The sequence below is a fragment of the Serpentinimonas sp. SSL01 genome (assembly GCF_056323735.1).
Genome location: NZ_CM150487.1, coordinates 927792 through 943021, shown reverse-complemented (window position 1 = coordinate 943021; position 15230 = coordinate 927792). Strand labels below are relative to the sequence as shown.

The 15230-nt window shown below is 64.2% G+C and carries 16 protein-coding genes; 3 read left to right on the top strand and 13 right to left on the bottom strand.

Annotated features, from left to right (window positions below):
* Positions 1-12 precede the first annotated feature (12 nt).
* The 3 genes from ACVMK0_RS04565 to ACVMK0_RS04555 all read right to left on the bottom strand — a co-directional run bounded on the left by ACVMK0_RS04565 (position 13) and on the right by ACVMK0_RS04555 (position 3875).
* Positions 13-963 (bottom strand): DMT family transporter, encoded by a 951-nt coding sequence (locus ACVMK0_RS04565; protein WP_476464454.1) that lies wholly within the window; start codon positions 961-963, stop codon positions 13-15.
* 67 nt (positions 964-1030) lie between these two features.
* Entirely contained in the window at positions 1031-1600 is a 570-nt protein-coding gene (gene pgsA, locus ACVMK0_RS04560) for a CDP-diacylglycerol--glycerol-3-phosphate 3-phosphatidyltransferase (protein WP_476464453.1), read from the bottom strand.
* A gap of 43 nt (positions 1601-1643) precedes the next feature.
* A complete protein-coding gene (locus ACVMK0_RS04555) occupies positions 1644-3875 on the bottom strand; it encodes an excinuclease ABC subunit UvrC (RefSeq protein WP_476464452.1) in 2232 nt (743 codons plus the stop codon).
* Between the two features lie 53 nt (positions 3876-3928).
* Between ACVMK0_RS04555 and earP the strand changes: the two genes are divergently transcribed.
* Genes earP through ACVMK0_RS04540 form a run of 3 tightly spaced genes read left to right on the top strand, consistent with a single transcriptional unit; the run spans position 3929 to position 6649 of the window.
* The gene (gene earP / locus ACVMK0_RS04550; protein WP_476464451.1) at positions 3929-5149 is read left to right on the top strand and encodes an elongation factor P maturation arginine rhamnosyltransferase EarP; all 1221 of its coding nucleotides are present in this window, start codon (positions 3929-3931) and stop codon (positions 5147-5149) included.
* Positions 5150-5193: 44 nt separating this feature from the next.
* Complete coding sequence (gene efp, locus ACVMK0_RS04545; protein ID WP_045535370.1) at positions 5194-5748, top strand: elongation factor P; 555 nt, start codon at positions 5194-5196, stop codon at positions 5746-5748.
* 7 nt (positions 5749-5755) lie between these two features.
* Positions 5756-6649 carry an LOG family protein gene (locus ACVMK0_RS04540; protein ID WP_476464450.1) on the top strand — a complete coding sequence of 298 codons (894 nt, stop codon included), beginning with the start codon at positions 5756-5758 and terminating at the stop codon, positions 6647-6649.
* Between the two features lie 66 nt (positions 6650-6715).
* Here the strand turns inward: ACVMK0_RS04540 and ACVMK0_RS04535 are convergent, their stop codons facing one another.
* The 10 genes from ACVMK0_RS04535 to hrcA form a co-directional block, all read right to left on the bottom strand.
* Positions 6716-7078 (bottom strand): cation:proton antiporter, encoded by a 363-nt coding sequence (locus tag ACVMK0_RS04535; RefSeq protein WP_476464449.1) that lies wholly within the window; start codon positions 7076-7078, stop codon positions 6716-6718.
* Positions 7075-7344: an MrpF/PhaF family protein gene (locus tag ACVMK0_RS04530; RefSeq protein WP_476464448.1), complete on the bottom strand. Its 270-nt coding sequence runs from the start codon at positions 7342-7344 to the stop codon at positions 7075-7077. The genes ACVMK0_RS04535 and ACVMK0_RS04530 overlap by 4 nt, the downstream gene beginning before the upstream one ends.
* On the bottom strand, positions 7341-7691 hold the full coding sequence (locus ACVMK0_RS04525) for a Na+/H+ antiporter subunit E (protein WP_476464447.1): 351 nt from the start codon (positions 7689-7691) through the stop codon (positions 7341-7343). The genes ACVMK0_RS04530 and ACVMK0_RS04525 overlap by 4 nt, the downstream gene beginning before the upstream one ends.
* 2 nt (positions 7692-7693) lie before the next feature.
* The gene (locus ACVMK0_RS04520) at positions 7694-9148 is read right to left on the bottom strand and encodes a complex I subunit 5 family protein (protein ID WP_476464446.1); all 1455 of its coding nucleotides are present in this window, start codon (positions 9146-9148) and stop codon (positions 7694-7696) included.
* Entirely contained in the window at positions 9145-9579 is a 435-nt protein-coding gene (locus tag ACVMK0_RS04515; protein WP_476464445.1) for a sodium:proton antiporter, read from the bottom strand. Before ACVMK0_RS04515 ends, ACVMK0_RS04520 begins: the two co-directional genes overlap by 4 nt.
* Positions 9576-10046 carry an MnhB domain-containing protein gene (locus ACVMK0_RS04510; protein ID WP_476464444.1) on the bottom strand — a complete coding sequence of 157 codons (471 nt, stop codon included), beginning with the start codon at positions 10044-10046 and terminating at the stop codon, positions 9576-9578. The genes ACVMK0_RS04515 and ACVMK0_RS04510 overlap by 4 nt, the downstream gene beginning before the upstream one ends.
* Complete coding sequence (mbhE, locus tag ACVMK0_RS04505; protein ID WP_476464443.1) at positions 10043-12361, bottom strand: hydrogen gas-evolving membrane-bound hydrogenase subunit E; 2319 nt, start codon at positions 12359-12361, stop codon at positions 10043-10045. The genes ACVMK0_RS04510 and mbhE overlap by 4 nt, the downstream gene beginning before the upstream one ends.
* Before the next feature lie 114 nt (positions 12362-12475).
* Positions 12476-13426, bottom strand: coding sequence for a sensor domain-containing diguanylate cyclase (locus ACVMK0_RS04500; RefSeq protein WP_476464442.1), 951 nt, complete (start codon positions 13424-13426; stop codon positions 12476-12478).
* Positions 13393-13584, bottom strand: coding sequence for a hypothetical protein (locus ACVMK0_RS04495; RefSeq protein WP_476464441.1), 192 nt, complete (start codon positions 13582-13584; stop codon positions 13393-13395). Before ACVMK0_RS04495 ends, ACVMK0_RS04500 begins: the two co-directional genes overlap by 34 nt.
* Positions 13585-14210: 626 nt before the next feature.
* Complete coding sequence (gene hrcA, locus ACVMK0_RS04490) at positions 14211-15230, bottom strand: heat-inducible transcriptional repressor HrcA (protein WP_476464440.1); 1020 nt, start codon at positions 15228-15230, stop codon at positions 14211-14213.

Below are 15230 nucleotides of genomic sequence, written 5' to 3'. Positions count from 1 at the left end.
AGGCTTTGGCGATCAGGCTTTTGCAGTTGCGGGGCTGCGCACCACCAGGCTGACGCCGAGCGCGGTCAGGGCCATGCCGGCCACGGTCAGGGCGGTGATGGGCTCGTCGAACAGCAGCCAGGCCAGCACGGCGGTGCACGGCGGCACCAGGTACATCAGGCTGGCCACCGAAGCCGCTGCGCCGCGCTGGATCAGCAGATAGAGCAGCGAGCTGGCCCCCAGCGTGAGCGCCAGCACCGACCACGCCAGGGCCCCGGCCAGCTCGGCGTTCCAGTTCATGCCGCCGGGCTCGAGCAGCGCCAGCGGCAGCGTGACGGCAAAGGCTGCCAGCAACTGCACCGTGCTGGCGCTGCGCACATCGCAGGGCTGCACATAGCGTTTTTGGTACAGGGTGCCGGCGGTGATGCTCAGCAGTGCGCATACGGCCAAGCCGACGTTGAACCAGGTGGCGCCGATCTGGCCCGTGGCCGCGCCCACGGCCGCCTGCGCCTCTGGGGGCACGAACTGGTGCCACAACACCAACACCAGCCCGGCCAAGCCCAGCAGCAGCCCGAGCCACTGGCGCCGCGTCACGGCCAAACCGGTCGAAGCGGCAAAGGCCGACAACCAGACGGCGGTGAGCACCGGCTGCAGCCCCACCAGCAGCGCCACCAGCCCCGCGCCCATGCCGGCCTTCACCGCCGCCCACACGCCGCCCAAGTAGCCAGCGTGCATCAGCAGCCCCAGCACCGCCAAGTGCCCCCACTGCGAACGGTTGCGCGGCCACGCCACCCGCGCCCACCAGACCCAGAGCAAAAACAGGGCGATCGACAAGGCATAGCGCCAAGCCAGAAAAGTCATCGGCGGGGCGTGCGGCATGCCGTAGCGCGCCACGATGAAGCCGGTGCTCCAGATCAGCACAAACACCCACGGCATGGCGCGCAACCAGGCGTCGTGGGGGGTTTGGGGCGTGCGGCTGAACATGGGTGAACGCTGCAGCGAGTAGGCAGAGCGTTGTTAGCGCGTGAGGGGTGTGTAGTGAGCGTGCTTTTTAGCGCGACTTGGCGCGGATTTCGGGCAGCGCTTTGATCAGGTAGTAAACCATCGACCAGACCGTGAGGATGGCCGAAATCCACAGCAACACCGTGCCCCAAAGCCGGGTGTCGATCAGGCCAAAGAGCGTGGCGTCGTAGAGCAAAAACGGGATCGCCACCATCTGCACCGCGGTTTTGAGCTTGCCCACCGCATGCACCGCCACGCTGCGGGTGGCGCCGATGATCGCCATCCACTCGCGCAGCGCTGAAATGGCGATCTCGCGGCCGATGATGATCAGCGCCGCAAACACGTCGGCGCGGTCGAGTTGCACCAGCACCAGCAGGCAGGCGCAGATCAGAATTTTGTCGGCCACTGGGTCCAGAAAGGCACCAAAAGCCGAGGTCTGATTGAGCCGGCGCGCCAGGAAGCCGTCGGCCCAGTCGGTGAGCGCAAACAGCACAAACAGCACCGTACCGACCAGATTTTGCGTGCTCTGCTCCAGTCCGGGCCAGTAAAACACCGCCACGATCACGGGGATGGAGACGATGCGCGCCCAAGTGAGCGAAGTAGGCAGGTTAAAAAACATGGGCCTGATTATGCGAGGGTTTGCCCGGATTCTGCCGCGCCGTTCAGCGCAAAGCCTTGTAGATTTGTTGCGCCAGCTCGGTCGAAATGCCCTCGACGCCGGCCAGATCGGCCACGCTGGCCGCAGCCACGCCACGCAAACCGCCAAAACGCTGCAGCAAGCGCGCGCGCCGCTTGGGGCCGACGCCGGGAATGTCCTCGAGCTGGCTGCCGCCGGTGCGGGTGCGGCTGCGTTGGGCGCGCATGCCGGTGATGGCAAAGCGGTGCGCTTCGTCGCGGATTTGCGCCACCAGCATGAGCGCAGCCGAATCAGCCCCGAGGGCGATTTTGTCGCGGCCGTCGGCAAACACCAGTTCCTCGAGCCCGACCTTGCGCCCGGCGCCCTTTTCCACGCCGACGATGCGGCCCACATCGGCCCCGAGCTGCTCGAACACCTGGCGCGCCACGGCCACCTGCCCGGCACCACCGTCGATCAGCACCACATCGGGCCAGCGTGGGCCAGCGCTGGTTTCGGGTTCTTGGGCTGCAGCCAGCTTGCCGTACCGGCGCAGCAGCACCTGGCGCATGGCGGCGTAGTCGTCGCCGGGCGTGATGCCCGCGATCGCATAGCGCCGGTACTGGGCGCTCTGCATCTTGTGGCCCTCGAACACCACGCACGCGGCCATGGTGGCCTCGCCGGCGCTGTGCGAGACGTCGAAGCACTCAATGCGCAAGCGCTCCAGCGCCTCGTCGGGCAGATCGAGCGCCTGCGCCAGCGCGCGCGTGCGCGCCTGCTGCGAGCCCTCCTCGGACAACAAACGCGCCAACTGCAGCGCCGCGTTTTGCTGCGCCATCTCGAGCCAGGCGCGGCGCTGCTCGCGCGGCTGCCACACCGCATGCACCTTGTGCGCGCTGGCTTGGCCGAGTAAATCGAGCAAGTGCGCGCTCACCGGCGCCCCCAGCACCAGCAGCGGCGGCGGCGGGTGGGCGCTGTAATGCTGGGCGATGAAGGCCTCGAGCACCCGGGTTTCTAGGCTGGGTGCCGACGCAGCGGCGGCATCGTGTGCATCCAGCGTGTGCCCAGCGGTCGGTGCATCGATCATCAGCCCTAGGCTAGATTCTTTGACAGTCTCTGCGTCCCCATCTGTGCCTCCATCTGCCACTTTATCTGCCGCTTTATCAGCCCATATCTGCTTGCCTTCATTTGCTTGCGCGCCTTCATCTGGGCCTTCATCTGCGCCCTCCTCCACGCTGGCCAGCAGCGCCCCGTCGGCCACCTGCGCCGGAAAAAAAGGCCGGTCGCCCAGATGGCGGCCACCGCGCACCATCGCTAGGTTGACGCAAGCGCGCCCACCCTGCACTTTCACGGCCAAAATATCGGCTTCTTGGTCGCGCACGTTCTCCATCGCCTGCTGCTGCAGCATTTGCGCGAGGCTGCCGATCTGGTCGCGCACCTGGGCCGCTTGTTCAAACGCCAGTTGTTCGGCGTGCGCTTGCATGCGTTGCTCCAGCGCCGTCAGCAAGGTGTCGGTTTGGCCGCGCAGAAAGGCGGCGGCGTCTTGCGCATCGCGCGCGTAGTCGGCGGCGCTCACCAGCCCCACGCACGGGCCGCTGCAGCGCCGGATCTGGTACAGCAGGCAGGGGCGGCTGCGGTGCACAAACACCGTGTCTTCGCAAGTGCGCAGCCTGAACACCTTTTGCAGCAGCTCGATGGTCTGCTTCACCGCCCAGCCGTTTGGGTAGGGGCCAAAGTACTGGCCGCGCCCGTCCACGGCGCCGCGGTAGTACGACAGGCGCGGGAAGGCCTGCGGCTGCGCCGCTTCGAGCGGTGGTTGCGCTGCGTTTGTTGCGGCTGTTGCGGCTGGCACTGCCGCCAGCGCGCCCACATTGCGCACCCTGCCTGCGTTGCCTGTCGAGCCCGCAGTGCTGGCCGCGCGCCCCGCCCCGCTGCCTAGGCGCAGGTAGGGGTAGCTTTTGTCGTCGCGGAACAAGATGTTGTAGCGCGGGTGACTGGCCTTGATCAGATTGTTTTCGAGCAGCAGCGCCTCGGCCTCGGAACGCACCACGGTGCTCTCAAGGCGCGCGATCTGGCCCACCATGTGGCCTATGCGCGTGCCATCGTGGCGGCGGCTGAAGTAGCTGGACACGCGCTTTTTCAGATGCCGCGCCTTGCCCACGTAGAGCAGCGCACCGGCGGCGTCAAAAAATCGATAAACCCCCGGCAAGCCCGGCAGGGCCGCCACGGCGTGCAGCAGCGCTTCGGGGAAAGGGGTTGGGGTGTGCGCGTCCTCGGTCATGGTGCTGCATTGTGGCACTGGGCCGCGCGCAAGGCCAGCGACAATCCTGTGCCATGAAAGCCGCCGCACCCGCACCTGCCCCTGCCGCCCCCCTGCTCTGGGACATTTTTTGTCACGTGATCGACAACTGGGGCGATCTGGGTGTCTGCTGGCGGCTGGCGCGGCAACTGGTGGCGCACCGCCAGCGCGTGCGGCTGTGGGTGGACGACGCTTCGGCGCTGTCCTGGATGGCGTCCCCCGGCGCGCTGCAAGGCCCAGGCCCCAGCCCTAGATCCAGCCCCAGCCAAGCCAGCACCAGCGCCCAGCCCCTGTACCAAGGACTAGGCGAATTGGCGGAGCTGAGCGTGCACCACTGGCCGCGCCTGCAGCCCGAGACCGCGCCGCCCACCCTCGAGCCCGGCGATGTCCTGATCGAAGCCTTTGGTTGCGACATCACGCCGCACTGGGTGCAGGCCTTGCAACCCGAAGGCCGCACCGGCCAAGTGTGGATCAACCTCGAGTACCTGAGCGCCGAGCCTTGGATCGAGCGTTGCCACGGCCTGCCTTCGCCGGTGCTCAGCGGGCCCCTGGCCGGGCGCGTCAAGTGGTTTTACTACCCCGGCTTCACGCCCGGCAGCGGCGGGTTGCTGGGGCCGGATCGGGCCGTTGCCGATCATCCGTCTGCTGCATGGCCTGCACCCGTCCAAGAAAACGCCACCTCCCCCGCCCAAACCCACGCAGACTCAGACGCCACCCCCTGGGCACCCCGCATCACCCTGTTTTGCTACGAACCCGAAGCGCTGGCCCAGCTGCTCGCCCAGCCGGCGCTGGCGCAAGCGCACTGGCGCGTCTGCGCCGGGCGCACCCTAGCGGCGTGGCAGCGCGCGCAAGCGGCACTGCCCGCCAGCGCCACGGCCCACATGCTGCCGCTGCTGGCGCAAACCGAGTTCGATGCCCTGCTGCGCAGCAGCAGCCTCAACCTCGTGCGCGGCGAAGACTCCTTGGTGAGCGCGCTCTGGGCCGGCCAGCCGCTGGTCTGGCAGCTCTACCCGCAAGACGACGGCGCGCACCACGCCAAGCTTGAAGCCTTTCTGGATTGGCTCGAGGCCCCGCCCTGCCTGCGCCAAATGCACCGGGCATGGAATGGGATAGAAGCGGCGACTTCTGAGCTTGCGCCCCTAACAGAACAACGCCTGCAACGTTGGCGCCACTGCACCCTGCAAGCGCGTCAGCGCCTGAGCCAGCAAGGCGATTTGCTGGGCCAGCTGCTGCGCTTTGTAGCCGGGAAAAGGTAGAATGCGACGTTTTACTTTTGCACCCCTGCATTTGCGCACCCATCATGAAATTCGCCCAAGAAATCCGCGCCGGCAACGTCATCATGCACGGCAAAGACCCGATGATCGTCCTTAAAACCGAATACGCCCGCGGTGGCCGTGGCGCCGCCACGGTGCGCATGAAGCTCAAGGCGCTGCTCAACAACATGGGCACCGAAGTCGTGTTCAAGGCCGACGACAAGATCGACAACGTCATCCTCGACAAAAAAGAGTGCACCTACTCCTACTTTGCCGACCCGATGTACGTCTGCATGGACGCCGACTACAACCAGTACGAAGTCGAGGCCGCCAACATGGGCGACGCCCTCAACTACTTGGCCGACGGCATGACGGTCGAAGTGGTGTTCTACGACGGCAAAGCGATTTCGGTCGAACTGCCCACCAGCGTCGAGCGCGAGATCACTTGGACCGAACCGGCCGTCAAGGGCGACACCTCGGGCAAGGTGCTCAAGCCGGCCAAGATCGCCACCGGTTTTGAGGTTTCGGTGCCGCTGTTCGTGGAACAAGGCGACCGCATCGAGATCGACACCCGCACCGGCGAATACCGCCGCCGCGTCTAAAAGGCGGATGGGCAACCCCCAAGACTTGCGCGTCAACCGGTTGGCGCACGCTTGGGCCGAACTGCAGGCCCAAGCCGCCGACGTCGTCGAGCTGCACCCCGACGCGCACCGGCTGGCTTTCGCCGACCCGGAGTTTCTGCTGCGCCGCGAGTCGCGCGGCATCCGCATGCAGCTCGAGCTGCTCAAGCCCGAGCTGGAAATGCAGGCGCTGGGCATCGAGCACACCGTGGTGGTGTTTGGCAGCGCGCGCTTTCGCTCCGCCGAAGCAGCGGCCGAGGCGCTTGAGCAGGCGCAGGCCAGCGGTGATGCCCAAGCCATTGCCGCCGCCCAAACCCTGCAGCGCAACGCCCGTTATTACGAGCAGGCGCGCCGCTTTGCCCGCTTGGTGGCCGAATACAGCCTGCACTGCCCAGCACAAGATCGGCTCTACATCGTCACCGGCGGCGGCCCCGGCATCATGGAGGCGGCCAACCGCGGCGCGCACGAGGCGGGGGCGCTGAATCTCGGGCTCAACATCACGCTGCCGCACGAGCAGCTGTCCAACCCCTACGTCAGCCCCGAGCTGAACTTCAAATTCCACTATTTTGCGCTGCGCAAAATGCATTTTTTGATGCGCGCCAAGGCACTGGTGGCGTTTCCGGGCGGGTTCGGCACCCTAGACGAGTTGTTTGAAGTGCTCACCTTGGTGCAGTGCCACAAGGCCAAACCGCTGCCGATCTTCCTCTTTGGCAGCGACTACTGGCAGCGCCTGCTGCGGCTCGAGGTGTTGGTCGAAGAAGGGGTGATCAGTCCCGCCGATCTGGAGCTGTTCCAAACCGTGGACACGCCCGAGGCCGCGTGGGAGGGGATTCGGCGCTTTTACAACCTGCCCGAGATCGGCTGCGCTGCGCCAGCAGGCTAAGAAGCTTGGCCTAGGGGGGGGTAAGGCAAGCTCTGCCGCCGCCCCCTCTGAGCCAAGGTGTCTACATCAAGTAACAGAGCCCGGCTTATTGCCTTGCGCCGGATCGGTGCCGATCATGGGCACTTTGCTCACGTCCGGGATCAGGTGGGACTCGCGCACCGCCGCCCGCGCCAGCATGTGCGAAGCCACCGGCAGCGTGGCGAACAAAAAGCCCAGCATCAGCAAGGCGCGCCAGCCCCAGTCCCAGGTGCCGGCAAACAGCAGCGCGCCCACCAGCACCATGGCCAGCGCAAAGGTGCCGGCTTTGGTGGCGGCGTGTTGGCGCGCCAGCGCGTCGGGCAGCGCCACCACGCCCCACGCCGCGATGATCAGCAGCACGCCACCAGCGACTAAAAACAGGGCAGCCAAGAGTTCCAGCGCCAGCGTCATGAGGCCGACCCCTTATCGAGCAAAAGGGCCCAGCCGACGGTGGCCACAAAACCCGCGATCGCCAAACCAATGCCCACGTCCAAATAAACCGTGCGCGCTGTCAAAATCGACGCCACCACGCACAGCGCGATTGCGGCAGCCAAAAAAATGTCGAGTGCCACGATGCGGTCGGCACCGGTGGGGCCTTGCACGATGCGCCAAATAGACAAAGCCATGGCGACCAAAACCAAAAGGATCAGGGCGGCGCTGGCCCATTCGATGATCATGCGCGCTGCTCCCCAAAAAGTTTAATCAAGCTGCGCTCAAAGTCGCTGCGTATGCCCTGCTCGATCGAGGCCATATCGGAGGCATCGAGCACGTGCATGAGGATTTCGTGCTTTTCCATATCGATGTCGAGCGTGGTGGTGCCCGGGGTGAGCGTGATCATGCACCCGAGCAACGAGGCGCCCATGGGGCTCATGGGGGCAAAGCGCAGGCGCAAAAAAGCCGCCGGCGGGGGCGTGCGGCTGCCCGTGCTGGCGCGCAGGATCACTTGCACCGTCTGCACGCCGGAAAGCACCACCGCCTTCAAAAAGCGCAGCAACAGCACCAAGGCGACGAAAATTTTGAGCATGATCAGCGCGCTCCCAAGGCTAGCGCAGCCGCTTGCGCAAACTCAATCAGGGGCTGCGGGTGGAGGGAAATGGCCAAAGTCAGGGCTGCCAGACCAACGGTGGCTACCCACGCGGGCCACAAATGCGTCTGAGTGGGCAGGCTCCAGTTTTTGTCGGGGTGCGGTTTCCAGAACGCCTCCATCCAGATTTTGACCATTGAATACAAGGTGAGCACGCTGACCAGCAGGGCGATAAAGGTCCAGACGTAGCGCCCTTGGGCCAGGGCTTCGTGCAACACCACGAACTTGGCCCAAAAACCCGACAGCGGCGGGATGCCCACCAGCGACAGCGCCACGAACAGAAACAGAACCCCAAGCCAAGGCCGGGCTTTGTATAAGCCACCGATTTTGCGCAGGTCGTAATTGCCGGTCAGGCGCCAAATCATGGCCGCGATCAAAAACAGGTTGGCCTTGACGATGAAGTGGTGCACGGTATAGACCAACGCGGCAGCGTTGCCGGCCTGGCTGGCCAGCGCGATGGCGAGCAGGATGTAGCCCACCTGGCTGACGGTGTGAAAAGCCAAGATGCGGCGCATGTCCCAGTGGTAGGCCGCACCCAACACGCCAAACAACATGCTCGCCGCCGCGATCCAGCCCAAGGCTTCAAACACCAGCGGCGGCGCGATGGCAAACACATCGCCCAGCAAGCGCAGCACGGCATAGACACCGAGCATGGTGAGCAAACCGGCAAACAAGCCCAACGCGGGAGCCGGCAGGGTGTGGTAGGCCGCAGGCAGCCAAGCATAAAGCGGGAATGCGCCTGCCTTAATGAGTAAGGCCAGCAGCAAAAGGCTCACCATCAGGCCCAGCATCCAAGGGCTGAGCTGGGTCGCGGCGTGCGCCAGCGCATCGTAGTTGAGGTGCCCGGTCATGCCATAGATCACCCCCACGGCGGCCAACAGCAGCAGGGTGCCGATGATGTTGAGCACGAAGTATTTGAAGGTCGCGTCGAGCTGGTCGGCACGGCCACCTATGGCCAGCAACCCCAGCGCGCAGATCAGCACCACCTCAAACCACACGTAGAGGTTGAACAAGTCGGCGGTGGCAAACGAACCACCCACGCCCAGCAGCAACCCATGCATCAGGGGCAGCAGCAGCGGATGGCGCGGCAAGGTGTCGGCGTCGCTGGCCAGAAAAACCAAGCTGGCCAGCCCCATGATGGCGGTGATCAGCAGCATGGCGGCGCTGAGCCGGTCTACGTAAAACTCGATGCCGTAGGGCGCACCCCAGTCGCCAAATACCGAACGCACCGCCGTGCCCTGATGCGCCTCTGCGGTGAGCGCCAAAGCGCACGCCAAAAAGATGATCAACCCTACGTAGCTGACCCAAGTTTGCGCTGCAGGGCGTTTTTGCACCAAAGCAGCAGCAACCAACGTGGCCATGGGAACCAGCACCGGGCTGGCAGCAAGCCAACTCATCGTCCAACCCCCTGGTTTGCGGCTGCTGCAGGGAGCTCGGGTTCGTGGGCGGGACCGTTGTAGGGCGGCTTGACGGGGTCGGTGGGCAAAGGTTCAGCCATACGCAGATCGAGCGCGTCGTCGGTTTGCGCGCTTTGAATGACACGCAATGCCAGCGTGAGCGAAAAACAGATCAGGGCAAAGCCGATCACGATCGCCGTCAACACCAGCGCCTGGGGCAACGGGTTGGAGGCGTCGCGCAGCACCGTTTCGCCCAATGGAATGACCGCTGGGTCCATGACGGAAACCCGGCCGGCCGCTAAAAACAGCAAATTGATCGCGCTGCCCAACACACCCAAACCGATCACGCAGCGAAACAAATCGCGCGACAAGGCCAAATAGACACCAGCAGCCACGGTGATGCCCACCGTGAGGGCAATGAGCCAAATCATTTGCTGGCACTCCCGTCTTGCGTCATGTTGCGGCCCTTAATCGATTCATCCACGCCCAACAAGGCCAGCGCATAGCCAGCTAGGGCGCCCCACACGGTCAAGTACACGCCTAGGTCGAAAATGATCACGGTCGATACCTTTAGCTCGGTAAAGCCCAGGGGAATGTAGCCCCAGATGTGTGTGAGGAAGGGATCGCCAACGATCAATGCCGGGATGCCCGACAGAATGCCAATGCCAAGGCCGATCACAGTCAGGCGCAGAGGCGAGCCATAGGGCAGGCGCAGTGCCGCGGCGTCACTGCCATGGGCCACGGCCCATAGGATCGAGGCGTTGACGGCCAGCAAGCCACCGATGAATCCGCCCCCGGGTTCGTTGTGCCCACGCAGCAGCACCCAAACCGAAGCCAGCAAAATAGCGACGTAGAGTGGCCTGGAGATCGACTCCAGAATAACAACGCGGCGGTTCATGCTTTGCTCCCCTCTTGGGTGGATTTTTTCTGGCGCAGCATGTGCGCGCGCACCGCATGCAACACCGGCAATGCCGCCAAGAACGAGAGCATCACCACCGCGATTTCGCCCAGGGTATCGAGGGCGCGAAAGTCAACCAGCACCACGTTGACCACGTTGCGGCCATGGGCCTCGGGCACGCTCACTTGGGCAAAAAAGTCGGTCAGTTGGGTGTTGAAGGCGGCGCTGAACGAGACCAGCATGATCACCGTGACCACGGCACCAAACGCCACAGCCAGAGGGAAAGCCCAGGGGCTGGTGTGGGGCTTGGGCATACCCTGACCGCGCCCAGCGAGCTTGAGCTTGAGCAGCACCGAAGCCAGCACGATCACAAACACCGATTCCACCACGAACTGCGTGTAGGCCACATCGGGAGCGCCGGTGTACATGAAGAACACCGCGCTGCCGTAGCCGACCAGCCCCGAACACAAGAGCAGCACCAGGCGGTCGCGTTGGAATACAGCCAGCAGCGCACCGGACACGATCAACAAGCAAGCCAAGACAAAACCCGTCGAGGGCGCGACCCATTGCGGCCACAACCAATGCCCCCAACCGGCGAGCAAAATGCCCGCCAACAGCGCCGTGACAAAGCCCACCATCAGCGTGCTGTAACCAGGCAGTTCACCGTGCTGCAACCAGCGCGTGCTGCGCGCCGCCCACACCGGGATGCCGTTGATGAAGCGCTCGTACTGCGCCGGTGTGCTAAGGGTATCAAAGCGCGCCAACAACCGGTCAAAGCGCCGGTGCAGCGGGTCCCAGTAGATAAACACCGCAGCGCCTATGCCCACGGTGAGCGCCAGCGACAGCAGGCTGCCGAGGCTGAACTCAAGCGCGAAGTGCACCGCCACCGCTTCGGCACGCGGCGTCATGGCCTCGGCGGCCACGCCCAACAGCCAATCGGCCATGAACGGCGCTACGCCCAAACTGATGCCGATGCAAGCCAACACCAGCGGCGGCGCCCAGAGCGCCACGCCGCCCTCGTGGGCATCGGGCGGGGTGATGTTGTGGCCTGGGTGGCGCCAGAAAACGCGCACCGCCGCCACCGCCGCCACCGCCACCGCCACGGCAGCAAAAATGGTGTTGGCAACCTTGACCAATTCGCTCAAGGCCCCGAGGGCATCGGCTTGCCCGACCACATCTTTGACCACATAGCCAAAAGAGAGCGGAATGCCGGCCATCGACAACCCAGCCAGCGCCGCCGCTGCGGCCGTGAGCGGCATGGCGTGGCGCAGGTTGCCCAAGCGGTCGATGATGCGCGTGCCGGTGCCATGGTCCACGTTGCCAGCGACGAAGAACAGCGGCGCCTTGTAGAGCGCGTGCGCGAGCAACAGCGCGCTGACCGCGACCGAAGCCCCGTGGCCATCCATGCCCACCAACATCACCAGCGTGCCCAGCGTGGCCACGGTGGACCAAGCCAAAATGCGCTTGAGGTCGCGCTCGCGCAGCGCCAGCAGCATCGCCCAAGCGGCGGTAAACGAGCCAAAAATCTGCAGCGTCCACTGCCACAGTTCCCAGCCGCCAAAGCCGGGATCGAGCCGCGCCAGCAGATAGACGCCGAGCTTGACCATGGTGGCCGAGTGCAGGTAGGCCGACACCGGCGTCGGCGCCGCCATGGCGCCCGGCAGCCAGAAGTGAAACGGAAACTGCGCGCTCTTGGTGAAGGCGCCCAAGATGATGAGCAGCAGCGCTGCCGTGAGCAACGGCGTGTGCTCGGTGTAGGGCAGCTGGGCGATGATCTCTTGGATGGAGAACGTGCCCATGTTCTGCCCGAGCAACAGAATGCCGGCCAGCAGCGCCAACCCACCGCTGCCCGTGACCACCAGCGCCTGCTGCGCCGACTTGCGGCTCTTGGGGTCTTCGTGGTTGAAGCCCACCAGCAGGAACGACAGCACGCTGGTCGCTTCCCAGAACAGGAACAGCACGATCAGGTTGTCGGCCATCACGGTGCCGATCATGGCGACCATGAAAAACGACAGCAAAATGTAGAGCCGCTTTTGCTGCGGATGCCCGGCCAGATAGCCGCCGGCATAGACGAACACCGCCACCCCGATGCCGGTGATAAGCAGCAGCATCAGCAGCGTCAGGCCATCGATGTGAAAGTCGAGGTGCACGCCCAGCGCCGGGATCCAAGGGACGTGGATGTCCAGCGGCAGCGGTTGCGTGGCCGCCGTCCAGAGCACGGCCATGAAGGCAAGCAGCGGCAGCAGCACGAAGGCCGTGCGCGCGCCCAAGCTCATGGCAGCGGCTGAGGGGTCAAGTGGGGGGTGTTGCGCCATGGGCCTCGAGTGTAATAATTTTTTGTCTCGAAAAACCTGAACTTGGCGCCCATTACGCCGAAAGATGCTGAAGCCTCAGCGGCTGCGTCTGAGCCTCTGAGCCCCGAGCAAACTTCAAAACTCGCCCTGTTGCCACATCTCGGGGGCAAAGCGCAGCACCCGGTTGCGGCCTTGGTCTTTGGCCTGGTACAGGGCTACGTCGGCGTATTTGATCGCCTGCCAGAAGCCGTCGGTGTCGCCGGGGAATTCACTGACCCCGACCGAGATGGTCTTGCGCAGCGTCTCGCCGTTGATGGTGACCTTCATCTGCTCGATGGCGAGGCGAATTTTTTCGGCCACGGCCATGGAGTCGCCCGGGCAGACGTCGATCAGCAGCACCAAAAACTCCTCGCCGCCAAAGCGGATCACGATGTCGGAGTCGCGCACGGCGCTGCGCAGGGTCTGCGAGGTTTGCTTGAGCAGCAAGTCGCCCACGTCGTGCCCATAGCTGTCGTTGACCTGTTTGAAGTAGTCGAGGTCGCACAGCAGCAGGCCGATTTGGGTCTTGCGCCGCAACACACCGCTGATGATCTGCTGCGTGTGCTCTTGCAAAAAACGCCGGTTGTAGAGCCCGGTGAGCGGGTCGATCATGGCCGACTCGCGCAGCGTCGCCATCAGGCGCTTGGCCTCGAGCACCGAGATCGACTGCTCGATGTAGGTGTTGGCGCTGAACAGTTTTTTGCTCATGCCCGCGTCTAGCGCGGCGCCGTTGGCATCGATGGCAAAGCGCATCTGCGCCACGCCGATGGTGTGCCCACCAGCCAGCATGGGGGTGCAGACGTGGCCGAAGCCGGGGTCGGGCTCGAAGCGCCGATACACGTCTTCGAGCGTGGTGTCGTCTTCGATCACTTTTTTGTACACCGTCATGCCATAGACGCGCTCGACCAGCTGATTGAACTTGTCGGACAGTTGGCCGATTTCGTCGTCGGTGCGGATGACGACCTTTTTGCTCAAATCCACATCGCCGGTGCTCAGCGCGTCGATCTGCCCGATCACTGTCGTGATGCCGTGAACGACAGCACGCAAAACCAGAACAGAGTGCCAACCCCGAGCAGCAAAAACTTGCGTTTAATGGGCAAATCGACGAACATGAGCTTGCGCAGCAGTTGGGTCGGCCACCCAAGTCGTTCAAGATAGTCATTGGACTCCACACCCGACCCACCGCTGGCGCGATTACGCTGCATCGGCTCACTCCTCAAAATCAGTATTATCAAACAGACTGGGGTCGGTCAGGGTCTAAAGCATTTCATACGGCGCTCAGCTCTCTGCCCAATTTTTAGTTGAAGGCCTGAATAATAGGGCAACGCCTTAGCTGTGCGTACACTGGCGGCTCAAGGGTGACGCTGAAAAATGGTGGGCCTCCCGTGAGTCGAACACGGCACCAACGGATTATGCGTACCAGCTATGGCTTTCGCCACCCCTTTCGGGTTTGTGGTCTGGACTGTCTCTTGTCGTTACGACCTGCCCGTACAGTCTCTACACGTCCTCCCCCCTAGGGGGAGTTTCGCTCGGGATCGCCACGCCTGCGCGGCAGAGGTTTCCCCGAATTTGAGCAGTTCTACCGGCAGGCAGAGTGAACTTACCCGCCGGCAACCCACATTCGCGCCGCCCGTATTCTTGCGAACCGCAGGGCGGCGCAGCTTAAGTCCGCTGCTCTAACCAAGCATGAGCTAGAGGCCCAGAGCTTGGGAGTTTACTGCATCCGAAAGCGACCAGACAAGCGGCCAAGCAAGCGCCGATACCCGCAACGGCACAGGCGTGCATAGGGTCACACCAAGGGGCTGGCCTCTCAGGGCGGGCTACGAAACCCCTAGCGCGGATGGCTCAGGGCGTTGCCCAGCAGCTTGGCGGTGATATCCACGATCTGGATCATGCGCTCGTAGGGCATGCGCTGCGGACCGATCACGCCCAGGGTGCCGACCACGGCGCCATCGACGGTGTAGGGCGCGCTGACCACCGACAAATCTTCGAACGGCACGCCTTGGCTGTCGCCGCCGATGAAGATCCGCACCCCGTCGGCCTGGTGCGACACGTCGAGCAACCGCATAAGCTGGGTTTTTTGCTCGAAAATGTCAAAGAGCCGCCGCAACTGCCCTAGGTCGTGCGAAAAATCGCTCACCGACAACAGGTTGCGCTCGCCGGCCACCAGCACCGCGTCTTGCTGCGCCTCGCTTTCGGTGCCCAGCTCCACCGCTTGCAGCATCAGGGCGGCGATCTCGCCGCGCAGGCGCTCGACTTCGGTGCGCAGGCGGTCGCGCACTTCGCTCAGCGTCAGGCCGGCGTAGTGGGCGTTGAGAAAATTGGCCGCTTCTTGCAGCTGGCTTTGCTCAAACTCGGGCTGGGTGTGGATGACATGGTTTTGCACCTCGCCATCGGGCGAGACCAGAATCACCAGCACGCGCCGTTGCGACAGGCTCAAAAACTCGATGTGCCTAAAGACGCTGGCGCGCTTGGGCACCCGCACCACGCCCACGAAGTGCGACAGGCTGGAGAGCAGCTGCGCCGCTTGGTTGAGCACTTGGCGCGGCTGCTCGCCTTGCAAGGTTGCGGTTGGCATGGACTCCGCGGCGGGTAGCTCGTCGCGCCGGGCGGTGAGCATGGTATCGACAAACAGCCGGTAGCCGCGCGCGGTGGGCACCCGGCCCGCCGAGGTGTGCGGGCTGGCAATCAGGCCGAGATCCTCGAGGTCGCTCATGACGTTGCGGATGGTCGCGGGCGAGAGCTCCAGCCCGGCCGCGCGCGACAGGGTGCGCGAGCCCACCGGTTGGCCGTCGGCGATGTAGCGCTCGACTAGGGTTTTGAGCAGGTGCTTGGAGCGGTCATCGAGCAT